Source organism: uncultured Fibrobacter sp., assembly GCF_946062555.1.
GTDB lineage: Bacteria > Fibrobacterota > Fibrobacteria > Fibrobacterales > Fibrobacteraceae > Fibrobacter.
In genome coordinates this window covers 1-13,801 of record NZ_CAMGVQ010000004.1, presented here as the reverse complement: position 1 = coordinate 13,801, position 13,801 = coordinate 1, and the positions used below count along the sequence as shown (strand labels likewise).

Genomic DNA, 13,801 nt, shown 5'->3' with positions numbered 1-13,801 from the left:
TCAAATTCCCCCTTAGAAGTTGACCGTCACGTCAGCCATGATAATGTTCTTGGAAATATCGAGCTTGGCCGAACTGGTTGCACCGGTGGCCATATCCATATTCATGTAGTCGATGGAATTCGACAGGCGGCCGTATTGCACGGTAGCATAGGCACCGGCACCCAGCTTGTAGCGAAGTCCAGTCAGGAGCAACATTTCAGTGGACTTGTCCAGGACGCCCATGTACGGCACGCCGAAATCGAGGCTCAGCATCTGGAAACCGGTCAGCAAGGCCACCTGTTTCCAGGAAAGATCCAAGCCGGCCATGATGCGGGAGCTAGAACGTTCCAGGCCATCCTTTTCGTTAGCCATCTCGTAGGAACCGCCCAGCTTGACGCCAAGATCCTTGGAAAGGTTCGCGAGGCGGGCCACGTCGACATTGAGGCCACCGCCTACACGCATATACTGCGTGCCAGTAGCGAAGTCAGTCGGATTTTCCAGGAGGTTGACCGAGTCGGCCATGTAGAGACCGAAGACCACGCGGAGGGCGATAGCATCGTTCCACTTGCCGTTCAGGTCAATATCGCCACCGGTACGGTTCGGAGTAGCGTAACCGTAGGGCATCGCGATGTTCGTAGACGGATCAAGCACCGTTGTCGTAGCGAGCAGGTCGGTACGCTTCAAAGTCACATTGTTGTAACCGTTACGGTAGTACTGCGCGTACTTGAAGTTGTTGTAGAGACGGTAATATTCAGATTCGTATGCAGTCGGATCTTTCACCATCATGTTCGAGGAGTTCAGCGGAACCGATTCGTACATGGAGAAATAGAGGTTTTCGAGAGAACCCGAACGGACACCGGAAAGCAGTTCGTCGGCCATGGGAGTCGAGAAGCTTGCATCGCTGTTGAGCACCGGGATGTTCGACAGCACGGCAGGAGTCATGGCAAGTTCAGCCTGGAAATCCTTGTCGACCTTGATCACGTTCGCCTTGGCATCGAAATCAATGGAGCCCATAGAAGCGTCGGCATAGAGGTTCACCCTCAAGGCACCCTTGTTCTGAGCCGTAGCAATCTGGTCCATGCTAGCCTTGATTTCGGTCGTTGTCCTGTAGCTGAAGTAGCCACGGTCCGCATTGACCGAACCATCGGGATTCACGACAGCGGCAGTATCGACAAACATCGTCTTCTTCTCGGTCACCTTGTATGCATCCTGGTAGACGCTCCAGTAGGACAGGGCATATTCCACATCGATACCGAAGTGGAAATCACCCGGCATCAGGCGCTTGGAATCAAAGCCGAGTTCGAAGCTGAGCACGTTGTTCAGATCGTAGTAAAGAGTATCGAGTGCGGTATACATGTTGACCGAACGGGAGCTACGGACGCGGTCGAAGGTGTAGACTTCGTTCACGCCGATCGTAACGCCGCTCAGGTCCACGCTACCGGCAATGGCCGTCATATAGCGGTCAGACTGGTCAAAGTCGAAGAAGACCTGGTCCTTTTTCTTGGCCACGTTGCGGATACGGGCCAAGGTACCGTGAAGTTTCACGTCATCAAAGGCACCGAGCTGTCCCGTGGTCACCTCGACATTCGCACCCTGCATCAGACGGTCGTTCGAGCCGTCCAGATTCTTGTCGGCCATGACTTCGGCACGGTGTTCAGCGAGGATCGTCGGTTCAAAAATCAGATCCGGCATCGGCTGGTAAACGGTCAACGGAGTGTAACCCACGCGCATGTGACCCAAGTTGAACTTCATGTGCTTATTGAGGCTATAGCCATCATAAGACCACCAAGTCGTAATGGGAGAGTTGTTGCCTTCGCGGTGAGCGTTCTGCCAGTCCTTGTGGAAGCGCAGGTTGAACTTCGCTACGCTTTCGGAGCTGGGGCGAACGGAGAACACCATGTTCATGCGTGTGTAGGCGGACGCTTCGTCCAACTGAGAGTCCTTAGTCAAGTCGTCCGAAGAAATCGTCGAGTGCAGGTAACCCGCCTTGGCATTACCGTTGATGGCAAAGCCGAGCGCATTGGATTCGTAGTTCGTCAGCTTTTCGAGCAGGCTCAGCTGGCGACCTTCGACAGAAGTGGAATCCTTGGCTTCTTCCTGAGCGAAAGCTACAGAAGCAGCAAGCATCGAAGAAAGGAGGACCGATTTATAACCCATAAGCTTCAAATCTTTATTCATTGTTTGCCTCCCTTAGAACTCTACGTTGATTGTAGCCTGAAGGATGCTACGGGTGAATTCATGTTCAAGTTCGGTCGCCTGAGATTCGCGGTTCTCGATAGCGACATAATCAGGAAGGTTCGTCTCTGTTGCCGGCACAAAGCTGTTGTCGCTGGCACTGTACTCGCCACCCAGCAAGGTTCCACCCAGGCCCATGACCGAGTAGGTATTCTTGACGGTAGCCTGTCCGTAATTGATGGCCAACCAGGCATGCGGAGCGAGCGTGTAGTCGAGACCGACCATCCACTGCATCTGCTTACCCGTCATCACAGGAGCCACGGAAACCTTGAGGTTGCTCATGGTCAGTTCCTGCATCAGGGCACCAGCCGCATTGAGTTCAGCGTTGATCATCTGGAAGCCGGCAGAAATACCGAGGCGCTTCCAGTAGCGGGCATAGAGACCGGCATTGATGAAGTCCGTCTTGAACTCGGCACTGGAAATGGAACGTTCGGCATGCTTGTAGCTACCGCTCAATTCCAGCGGCAAGCTAAATCCGAGCAGGCCAAGAACATCGATCTTGGCACCACCGCCGAATTCCGTGTAAGAGGCAGCATCGAGGCCGCCCATACCAGCAACCTGGTCCATCTTGGTGAACAAGCCCTGGACTTCAACCAAGTTATCCTTACCGTAACCTGCCACCAGGTTTGCGCGGACACCGGTACGGTTCGTGGTCGCAAGACCATTGGGCAAGGCCATCTGGATGTTGGCATCAGAGAGTTCGTCGATCAGGGCGAGTTCCTTGCGGGTGTAGGTCGCCGTGGTGTATGAGGTCTTGGAGTACGGAGCGATATTGTAACTCTTGGTCTGGCCATTTTCCATACCGGCATCATCGTTCGTCAGATACTGGGAAACGGGAGAATGCTTCGGCGTAAAGAAGTAGAGAGCGTCGAAGGTGGAATACAGCGGAGCGTACGGACCGTACTTGGTCAGGTCGGCATCCTTGTCGGAGTTCATGACGCGAGTCGCGATGAAGGACGGGGACTGAGCAAGAGAGTTGTACCAGCTAGAGTCGTTGCGGATGTAATCCACGGAGACCTTGGCCATCCAGCTATCCGTCTTGTAACCGACATTCAGGTTCGCATTAATGGCGAGACCCTTCTCGATTTCGTCTTCGGAGGTAATGGTACGGAGCGTATCGTAGATGTTTCCGGCATCATCCCTGAAAACAATGGGACCTTCGGCCATAGCGGGATTACCCGCTTCATCGAGAACGGGCAAGTTGAATTCGTCATACTGAGGCACCATGCCAACGGCAACCACCGAAGCTTCGGTGTAAATCTTGTCCATCGAGTAGGCGACTTCACCGGTCAAGTCGGCGATCAAGCTCTTGTTGCCCATGAGTCCGGCAATGTCGGCACCGATACGGCCAGCAATCACCTGGGTGGACTGAGGCAGGGAGTCATGGAAGTTGATCGGCTTCCTGATATAGGTATACCTGGAATCAGAACCACCGTTAGCCTTGTAGAGGTCGTTCTTGTAGTAGGTGTAGGCCTTGGAGTCTTCGTCATCCCAGACATCCAGGAAGGTCACACCGAGCATCAGGTTCTTGTTCAGAGGATACAGTTCCAAGTTGGCCGCCAAGGCGTACTTGTCAAATGTACCTGCCTGAGAAGCGCCCCAGATATCTTCGCCGGGGAGGAGGTTGCCTTCGGCACCGGTCGTATCGAGACGCTCGGCGCGGCGGAGGCGGGCAAAGAAACCTTCAGCACGGAGTTCACCCAAGGTCGGGCCCATGTCCGCACGGAACTGGAGGTTGAGGCCCTGCAGATTGCGCTGGTTGCCTTCGATAAAGGCTTCCTTCTGAGCCATCTCGCGATTACGTGCAAAAATCGTCGGTTCGTACATGATGTCGACACCAGGCATGTACACGGTCAACGGAGAATACTGCTGACGGAAATCACCCGCGATCCAATGGAAATTCTTACCGATGTTGCCTTCGAGGTTAATCCAGGGGGCATTCACCATGGTAGCGGAGTTCGCGAAGTAGTCCTGCATGCCTGCACCCAGGCGGAGCACGATATTCGCCCCCACAAAATCCCACGGACGGAAGTGCATATCCAGGTCTAACTGGACAAATTCAGCAATTTCGCGGTCCGGGAGCGTGTTGAAACCGTTCACGTCCTGGTCGGATTCCACGTTGGACTTGTTATAGACGGCACGAACCGTACCGCCGATATCGACACCCTTGCGGGACTCGATGGCCTCTACGGTACTGTCTATCTTAGCCTGATTGTCGGCAATTGCGGTAGCAGAAGCGATTGCGGAAACAGAGAGCAAACCAAAAATGAGTCTTTGTAACATACTTAACCTCTACTAGAACCACATCTTTGTTTCAACAGCGAAGTAATGGCCCTTCCAGTCGTTTTCCGGGAGGAATTCGTCGGAGCTGGTCATCCACTTGTAGCGGAAATGCAAGCCTGCGCGGGGAGTGAAGTCCCAGTCGAGACCGAAACCAAGAGCTGTCTGTGTAATGTTAATCGGGGCTTCTTCGTAAATGAAGGCACCGTTCTTATAAGCGGCCGTATAAGTCGAACCCTGCTTCGGCAGGTTGGCGTCGACCGTACGGATAACATAGGCGTTGGGGGCGCAGATCTTTTCGAGGCCGAGGATCAGCAAGCCGTGAATCGTGGAGGTGATGGCCACAGCCGGTTCAGACTGAATGAACCAGTCCCAAGCGAGCATATCCTTCTGGTTTGCGCTGTAGGCAAGCGGAGAGAAGGAGGTGGAAACGCCGGACAGAGCCGTATAGACGGACATCATGATATTACGCTGGATACCGAAGAAGTGACCCACTTCGTAACCGGCATCGAGAACCAGGCTGACGTTCCACTTGACATGCTGCGGAGCTTCTTCGGTAGCAGCTTCTTCGGCGGAGTTGTAAGGCACGAAGCCTTCCCAGAGTTCCCAGGTACCGCCGCGGAGACCGCCTTCGAGGTTGTTGAGCTTATTGGTGGACTTGGCACCCACGCGAGCCACATTACGGGCATTGTCGTTACCGTTACCGGAGTCAGCCGTATAAAGGGTCTTGAACTTGGTCCAGGAGTTGGAGGATTCCCACATGGCACGGCCGTTCAGGTTGTACTTGAAGTCGATCATGTCGTCGCCCTTTTCGATCTGGCGATGAATGCCGTACTGCACATCGAAACGGCCGAGTTCAATCTGCGGTTCCACCTTGATGTTGGCACCGACCATGTTCGGACCGTAGCGGAAGGTACCCGCGCCGACATAGAACTTGTCCTGGCGCCAAGTGCGGTAGCGGGACGGATCAGTCATACCGAAGGGAGAATAGAAGTCCGGAGTCAAGTAGACTGCTTCGAGAGTAATGGGCTCCCAGTGCTTGTCCTGAGCCTTGATATAGAGGCCGAAAGCCGGAGAGGAACTACCGCTGGAGTAGTATTCCTTTTCGTTCTTGGCATAAATTTCGTCACTTTCGATCTGCTTGAACTTCGTGGAATCGTCCCAGCTCAAGGCGAGGTCCATCATCAAGTAGAACTTAGGAGTGAGGTTACCCTTGATGTCGATAGAGGCCACATGGTTGTCGACAACGTAGGCGTTTCCGTCGGCATCCTTGAAGGAGTATTCCGGTTCGTAGATGGCGGTATTTTCGAAATCGACACCCATATAGTTCGCACCGACGGTCATTTCGGCACCGGCCACCTGGATCTTTTCCTTGGCGATGCGGCCGTGATAGACCATACCGTCAAAGTCGTAGGTACCGACCATTTCCAGTTCGCCCGGCTGGCCACCCAACATCCTGGTACCGTCGCGGGTCGCGATGTCGGCATCCATCGGCTGGGACAGCATAAACTGAGCCTTCATATTGTACGGCAAGGTGTGCACATCGAGGAAGATACCACCGAAGGAACGGTTGGTCCAGAATGCACGGCCACCTTCCTTGACCGGGTGGAAGTTCTTTTCTTTATAGTAGGTACTCACGACCTTTTCGTCTTCGAAGGTTTCGTACTGCGAAGCGAAGCGGGCCATGGTTTCGCGTTCCCACATGGTAAGGGGGCTACTGTTCGCCCAGATCACGCCACCGGCCTGGAGGGTCGCACCAAAGCTACCGGCACGGACGTCGATACCGGCCAGCATGTTTTCGTTGGTGGAAATACCGTAGTAGTCGGTCCAGTGGTCAAACGGGACGCGCTGTGCCTGGTTGAATTCGCCGGAGTTCGGAGCAGTCGCGTTGCTGTTCTCGAAGTAGCCGGAGAAGTCGAACGGCAGGTAGAGGTTGGAGAACACCGTCAAGAACGAAGACGGGGAAACGACGATACCCACGTTCAGTGCAGACTGGATGAGCGTACGCTGACGGTCGTTCATCTGCAAGTCGGAAGATTCGTAATAGTCGAAATGCTTGAGGCGGATGGTCAGGTCGCCCGAGATGGCAACCGGACGGTCGTCCTTACCGACAACGGTAGAAGCGGCATATTCCGCCAAGGAGTCCATGCGGGCATCCACACGTTCCAGTTGTTCTTCGGGAGTTTCGACAGCCCATGAAGCAGCGGCCAATAAGCCCAAAGCTAAGCAGCTTATTCTTTTATGCATGAAAATCCTCATTAAAACTCATTGCGGAACGGATAGTTAGCCGGGCCCATGTATTCAGGCATCGTCTTCTTGATGACGATATCATCCAGCCAAACCTTAAACGCGGTGTTTTCGTCTTTACGGACTTCGATACGGAAACCCTTGAAGTTTGCCCAGCTGAACGGGAGCATGACTTCGCGGGTGTTCTTGGCATCCCAGTACACACCGGTTTCGCCGAAGGTCTTGAGGGGGATGCTGAAGTGTTTCCATTCCTTGGTAATGTCACCGAAGCTCTTGGAACGGAGCTTCACCTGGAGGGATTCGCCGTTGCTCTTGACGCCGTCGTCCAGAAGCACGAACAGGGCGTTTTCACCGCCTTCGGCACCCTTGATCCAGAATTCCAGGGCACCATCTTCAAAATACGGGGTCAGGTCAACAGAACCCGCAATACAGATAGCCACGCCGGAATAGTCGCTGGCAATAAGTTCGACCTGCATCGCTAGATCGCCTTCCATGGCACCGGCGGCATCGGTCATAAACGGTTCGGGGTTTTCACGGGGATACTGGTAGGTGTATCCACCGCCACGAGGAATGCCTTCGCGCATCACAATCGAGGCGACATCCTTATTCTGCTGGAACGGCTTAGGTTCCTTGGGAGTAAAGCGCAACACGTCACGGTCGCGGTAATCACTAAAACTAGCCGAAGCAATGGACACTGAAGCCAAAACTGCAGCGATAGCAAAAGATGGTATTCGCATAGAAAATCTCCAATCATGCGAAAATTTAACTTATTTTTCTCATAAACGAGTGTTAAATTACTTTAATAAGCCACTTTTCCGCACTTTTAGCCATGGTAAGTATAGATTTTTAAAGGCGACAAACAATCATCGCCTAGCACATTTGCGTTTACACAGGTAAACCACAAAAAAACAGCCGGACATTCCCTTTGTAAAAAAATAAATTTAGATTAAGACTATGAATATCAAGAATACATCCCTTATTTTATTGGCGGCGCTTGCTTTCTCGCTTAGCGCCTGTGGCGGCTCCGATGGCGGTGGCAACATTACTGCCCCCAACAAGGCAAATTCCTCCGCCAGCGAAAATGACCCCGGAACACAGACATCGGGATCCTCAACAGCGGTGACTATCGACTATTCCTTGGGCAAGGCCATGAACGCCCGAATCGGCAAAGGCATCAATCTCGGAAATACCTTCGACGGCACTTGCGAAAGCTGCTGGGGCGGCGGTCCTGTCAAAGAGGAATATATTCAGGCCATTGCACAAGCCGGATTCAACTCCATAAGACTCCCGGTCCGCTGGGACCTGGAAGCTGAAAACGAAGCGCCCTACACCATCGCCCCCGAATATCTCGCCCGCGTGAAGGAAGTCGTGGGATGGATCAACGCCGCAGGACTCGTGGCCATTATCAATATGCACCACCACCAGTCGTTCCTGACAGACGTCGCAAACCCTGATGCCGACGTGAAAAACCAGACGCCAAACCTGGAAAATGCAGAGAAACACCTCGCCCGCATCGATGCCATCTGGACGCAAATCGCGACCTACTTCGCCGATGTCCCGAACGACATGCTCGTTTTTGAGCTCTTCAACGAACCGAGAGCAGGCGTATCCGCAGATCTCCACAACCAGATGATTGCAAGAGTCCACCCCATCATCCGCGCCACGAATCCGGGCAGGACCATCATGTTCGGCAGCAACAACTACAATGCCTACACCGGCATCCGCTCCTTGAAGCTCCCTGCCGACGGAAACATCATCTTCACCCCGCACTATTACGTTCCGGCCCAATACGCGTTGCAGGGCGAAAACTACAACTGTCCTGAAAATATAACGACATGGGAAGGCACCACGGCAGAAAAAGAAGCCATGCAAAAAGACTTTGACAACATGGTTGCACTCGCCGACCAGTACTACCCAGGCGGACTTCCCATCAACATCGGAGAATTCGGCGCCACCGAATGCGGCGGAATCACATCGAGAGTCAAGTGGGTAACGCACTTTGTAAAACTCGCAAAGGAACACGGATTCAGTTGGAACTACTGGGGATTTGCAAATGTCGGTGGCTACGAAATCTTCGACAAGACGCTTGGAACTTGGGCCGATACCGAAACGCTGAACGCACTGCTTAAGTAAGAAAAAATTCTTGTATACATGCACCCCGGCAGAGCCGGGGTGTTTTTTTGCGTGGAAGGTTCCCTAAAGTCATCCTAATTGTCTGGACAATCACATAAGTGTCCCACTTTCATCATCCTCGACTGAGCGACGCGAAGGAGCGGGTCCTGTCCCACTTCAGTCATCCTCGAATGAGCGACGCGAAGGAGGGGGGCCTGTCCCACTTCAGTCATCCTCGAATGAGCGACGCGAAGGAGGGGGGAGCCTGTCCCACTTCAGTCATCCTCGACTGAGCGACGCGAAGGAGGGGATCCAGTGAAGGACATACTTATGATTTCCGACGGGGGGGATTGTTGCGAGGATGACTATGCCTGGATCCTCCCCCATGCGGGGACCATGCGCACTAAGGCAACACGTTGCCAAGTGCTGTCTGCCGTCGGTTCTAGCCCATTCCTGGATCCCGTCGGTCCTGCGGACCTCCAGGATGACGTGAGGGGGGGGGCGGGCAGACTGGATGACGAGAAAGAAGGCGGGCAGACTGGATGACGTGAGGGGAGTATAAATAGAGAAGCCCGCACGAGTGCGGGCTTCATCTTAAGTTCTAGGGGTACCGATTAGCGGTTCACGAACCACTGAGACTTGGTGATCGAACCCTGGCGCATGCGCACGATGTAGGTGCCAGCCGGGATGCTCGAAGCATCGAAACCAACGGAGTGCACACCGGCAGAGAGGTTCTGGTCAAGCAGGTTCTTGACACGGAGACCCTTGACGCTGTAGACATCCACGGTAACGCGGCCAGACTTGACGAGGCCCAGGGTCACGTTTTCGCGACCGACCTTGAGGCTGGAAGCGATAGACGGTGCGGCCACCTGCTTGATCGATACCGGCACATACACATTGGCAGGAATCGTCGTCGGAGCCACCACAGAAATCGGCGAACCGCTACCCGTCAAGTTGAACACTGCAGAACCAATCTTGGAATCGGCAATACCATCGGTCAAGATAGACAGGATAGTCACACTACCCGTATGAGCGCCATCGGGGGTATAAATGAGCTTGGTGCTGTCTTCGCTCATGGCAAGGGTTCCCGGATAGTTCGGGTCCAGATAACCGATCCTGAACTTGACTGCATCGCCGTCGGCATCGTTTGCACGCATCGTCACGAGCGTAATTTCGACAGGAGCGGTATTGGGTTTGCTACCCATATTGGCCTTAGCATAAATCGTCGGAGCCATGTTGCCGCAAATGAGAGTGACCTTACCCGTCGCGGAGCCCTTATCATTCTTAGCGGTATAGGTCAAGGTCACTTGACCTTCGCCAGCCGGAGTAAAGACGATGGTATCACCCACAACGGCAGCCTGACCGGCAGTCACTTCGGCAGCAGTCACCGAAAGACCAGATGCACCCTTGGAAAGCGGGTTGACAGCACCGAGCTTTGCAAGCGTGAGCTTAGTAGCCTTCTTGTAGCTGACAGCAATCGTAGTATCCTTGAGAATCGGCTTACGGTCCGTGATCGTGATCACGATGCGTTCCTTGGTCGTAACGTCTCCGGAAGTCACAGAATAATTGATAACAATCTTTTCAGGAGAACCGAATTCAGCACTCTGGAAAGTAATGGAGTTGTCCGTCTTGGTTACGGTACCGGAATTCGTGGATACCTCGGAAATCGTACCGCGGATACCAAGTTCTACCGAGAAGGTCTTGGAAGCACCTTCGGCAACGGAAGCCTTGATGGTATTACCCATCGGATGAGAAGATGGCACGAAAGAAGTCCACTTGTTGGTCCCCATAAAGGCCGCAAAGACGCCTGCCGTGGAGCTCGTTCCAGAGAAACGGCTCAGGTAGTTATCTAGGTTTGCCGTGTTGGCACCAGTCGGGAACATGGCAGAAGTTTGGTCATCTGCACCGGCAAACCACATACAGCCGCTCACCTTGTTCTGGTCCATCCAGGAGCGCCATCCAGAAGCATCGCTCACGCCGCCATTACCATCGGCACCGGTTGCACCCCATTCCGTAATAAACGTGGGAGCACCAGACGCCTTGTTACTCTGATAGCTATTATGGTTTGCAGCAGCATAGAAGTGCAGAGTATAGGCAATATTCTTGTATTTATTGTGCAAACCTTGCTGAGCCTGTTCATTGGGCTTGGAGGAATAGAAATTCGTACCGACAATCACCAGGTTTTCGTTACCCGTACCACGGATAGCCGCCGTTACGGTCTCCGCATAGGAATTGATCTGGCTTGCAGAGGCGCTAACCGGTTCGTTATAAATTTCCCAAATCAGGTTCGGGACATCCTTGTATTCCGTGGCCATTTCCTTAAAGAAATTGGCGGCTTCATTGGTTTCAGAATGTGCATTATGGGAATGCCAGTCCACAATCACGTAGATGTCGTTTTCAATAGCGGCATTCACAATCTTCTTGATCAAATTCTTGGTCAAGAGCTTATAGTCGTTACCGCCATCGGGCGTAGAGAGGTAACCATAGCTCGTCACCATCTTGTCGGCGCCATCGGATGCAGCAATCGGCTGAGAATTTTCGGCATAGTACTTGATCGCCATCGGGGCACGAATGACACTGATTCCGAAATTGAGCGTGAACCAGTCCACCGTAATCGGATCAAAAAGGACGGCCGGATCGCCCGTAGACCAGAAAAGGCTAGGTCCCTTGAGCTGAATGGGAGTGGATGTACCCGTTTTTTCACCACAGATGTTGGCTCCGCAAGACACCAGTTTGCCAAAGTGGCTAACCGGACCCGCAAACGAGCACAAGGATGCCGCCAGGAGGAAGCCGGTCATTTTCTTTGCTATGGACATAAAAACCTCTTATAAAAACTTGCCTAGTAAAAATAATCACTTATTTTTTATTTAGGAGGCGTTTTTTGTAAAAACTCTGTTTCTTACTGTAAACACCGGGCATTTTCCGTTTTCAAAGTGTTCCCAGTGATATATATCACGGGTATGTAAATATTTGCACATCAAAAAGATGCTGATTTTTTAGTAGGATTGCAGCTCTTGGATCCTATCGGGCCTACGGCCCTCCAGGATGACAGAAATGGAAAGGGGAATATCTTTAGTAGGAGAGGAGATCCCAGCCTACGCGGGGATGACAGGGAAGGAGCTGGGATGACATAAGTGGGGATGACAAATGTGGACAAGAAATGGCTACGGACGCACGAGTGTGCCGCCCCAGTGTTCGTCGAAAAATTCTCGAAAAAGGGGCTCTGGGCCGTTCCGGAATTCCTCGATGACCTCGGCAACGGGGCGCCCGCTGCGGTAAAGTTCGCGGTAGGCGCGGGAAAGCGCCTGGATGCGTTCCTCGGGAAAACTTTCCGGATGCAGCCGCAGGGCATGCAGGTTCAACGCACCGAAGCGGATGGGGTTGCCGGACGCCTTGGCACACGGCGGAACGTCGCGGTCGACCTTGTGGGTGCCACCCACGAATGCGTAGGCACCCACCTGATTGCGCTGCTGGATGGCGGTAACGCCACCGATAGTCGCATATTCACCGATGCGCACATGGCCGCCAAGCTGACAGCCGTTCGCGATGACGACGCCCGTTCGGATATCGCAGTCATGGGCAATATGCGAATAGGCCATCACAAGCACCTTGTTTGCCACACGGGTGCAACCGCCCCCCTGCACCGTACCGCGGTTTAGCGTACAATATTCGCGAATCGTGCAATTTTCGCCAATTTCGAGACGGGTCGATTCGCCCGCATACTTCAAGTCTTGCGGAGGGCCACCGAGGATTGCACCGTCATATACATGCGTATTCTTGCCGATGGAAACCCCTCCGTAAACATGTACGCGAGATTCCAGAACGACTCCTTCAGCAATTTCGGCGTGGGCATCGACCAGGCACCAGGGGCCAATAACGGCGGATTCGTGGACTTTGGCCTGCGGATGAACAAATGCGGAAGGATGGATCATACTTATGAATTCAGAATTCGGAGTTCAGAGTTAAAAATTAGAAAATACAATTCCGAATTCCGAAATCCGAATTCCGATTTTTCTAACTTTAAGCACATGGGTGGTATTATCATCGCGAGCCTTACCGCATTATACGTGCTGTTGTTCCTATTCTTTATCATAGGGGTTATCCGCACGCACCGTTACAGGGGCCCGAAGGCTACTCCGAGTGTCACGATCGTAGTGCCGATGAGGAACGAAGAGGAATTCGCGCAACGCACCCTAGAAGCCCTAGCCGAACAGGATTATGCGGGCGAATGGGAAGTCATCTGCGTCGACGACCGCTCCACCGATTCCACCAAGGAAATTCTCGAGAAATTCGCGGCAACACACCCGAAATTCAGGGTGCTCTCGCTCTCGCCCGATTTACCGCAGATTGCAAGCCCCAAGAAGCGCGCCCTGGAAAGCGCCTTCAAGATTGCTAAGTACGAAGTGCTTTTGACCATGGACGCCGACTGCATCCCGCGCAAGAGCTGGATTACCGCGATGGCGGGCCGCTTTGTAGACGGAATATGCATTGTGCAGGGGCCCAAGCAGAACAACGGTAGCCGTACGATGCCGCACCTGTACCAGAAACTGGAAACGCTCGGCTACACCGCCATGGAAGCGGCCGGTTTCAGCTGGGGGCGCCCCATTGTGGCGAGTGCCGCCTGCCTCGCCTATAAAAAAGATTTGTTCTTTGCAGTGGGCGGTTTCGGCGACCTGGTGAACCTTTCGAGCGGCGACGACGACATGCTCATCCACAAGATGATGAAAATCCCAGGCACCAAGGTCTGTTACAACCTGGACAAGGACGCCGTAATCGAAACGGCCCCGGTACACACCTGGAAGCAGCTCTTTAACCAGCGCGCCCGCTGGAGCAGCAACGGCACCAACTACGAGAGCAAGGCGTACATCCTGATGCTCACGCTGATTTACACCTACTACATCTGGATGTTCATCAGCCCCTGGTGCGTGCTCTTTTTGGATTGCCCGTG

Annotated in this window: 9 protein-coding genes; 3 read left to right on the top strand and 6 right to left on the bottom strand. The window is 53.4% G+C overall.

What is annotated here, in order from left to right; all coding sequences use genetic code 11:
* Window positions 1–12 precede the first annotated feature (12 nt).
* From Q0P86_RS01695 to Q0P86_RS01680, 4 genes are read right to left on the bottom strand one after another with little or no spacing between them, the layout of a single operon-like run.
* Entirely contained in the window at window positions 13–2,157 is a 2,145-nt protein-coding gene (locus tag Q0P86_RS01695; RefSeq protein WP_295036977.1) for a hypothetical protein, read from the bottom strand.
* Between the two features lie 12 nt (window positions 2,158–2,169).
* Window positions 2,170–4,497 (bottom strand): hypothetical protein, encoded by a 2,328-nt coding sequence (locus Q0P86_RS01690; RefSeq protein ID WP_295036974.1) that lies wholly within the window; start codon window positions 4,495–4,497, stop codon window positions 2,170–2,172.
* A gap of 12 nt (window positions 4,498–4,509) precedes the next feature.
* Window positions 4,510–6,741 (bottom strand): hypothetical protein, encoded by a 2,232-nt coding sequence (locus tag Q0P86_RS01685; RefSeq protein ID WP_295036971.1) that lies wholly within the window; start codon window positions 6,739–6,741, stop codon window positions 4,510–4,512.
* Window positions 6,742–6,752: 11 nt separating this feature from the next.
* The gene (locus Q0P86_RS01680; RefSeq protein ID WP_290993042.1) at window positions 6,753–7,478 is read right to left on the bottom strand and encodes a sugar-binding protein; all 726 of its coding nucleotides are present in this window, start codon (window positions 7,476–7,478) and stop codon (window positions 6,753–6,755) included.
* A 217-nt stretch (window positions 7,479–7,695) separates the two neighbouring features.
* Between Q0P86_RS01680 and Q0P86_RS01675 the strand changes: the two genes are divergently transcribed.
* Together Q0P86_RS01675 and Q0P86_RS01670 are read left to right on the top strand one after the other, a co-directional pair.
* Entirely contained in the window at window positions 7,696–8,874 is a 1,179-nt protein-coding gene (locus tag Q0P86_RS01675; protein WP_291025314.1) for a glycoside hydrolase family 5 protein, read from the top strand.
* 294 nt (window positions 8,875–9,168) lie between these two features.
* Window positions 9,169–9,399 carry a hypothetical protein gene (locus tag Q0P86_RS01670; RefSeq protein ID WP_295036968.1) on the top strand — a complete coding sequence of 77 codons (231 nt, stop codon included), beginning with the start codon at window positions 9,169–9,171 and terminating at the stop codon, window positions 9,397–9,399.
* Between the two features lie 68 nt (window positions 9,400–9,467).
* On the opposite strand, the gene Q0P86_RS01665 is transcribed toward Q0P86_RS01670, so the two are convergent.
* Together Q0P86_RS01665 and lpxA are read right to left on the bottom strand one after the other, a co-directional pair.
* Entirely contained in the window at window positions 9,468–11,669 is a 2,202-nt protein-coding gene (locus Q0P86_RS01665; RefSeq protein WP_295036966.1) for a glycoside hydrolase family 5 protein, read from the bottom strand.
* A gap of 348 nt (window positions 11,670–12,017) precedes the next feature.
* Window positions 12,018–12,785 carry an acyl-ACP--UDP-N-acetylglucosamine O-acyltransferase gene (gene lpxA, locus Q0P86_RS01660; protein ID WP_295036964.1) on the bottom strand — a complete coding sequence of 256 codons (768 nt, stop codon included), beginning with the start codon at window positions 12,783–12,785 and terminating at the stop codon, window positions 12,018–12,020.
* Window positions 12,786–12,881: 96 nt separating this feature from the next.
* On the opposite strand from lpxA, the gene Q0P86_RS01655 reads away from it, so the two are divergent.
* On the top strand, window positions 12,882–13,801 hold a 920-nt coding region (locus tag Q0P86_RS01655), incomplete at its 3' end, for a glycosyltransferase (RefSeq protein WP_295036961.1).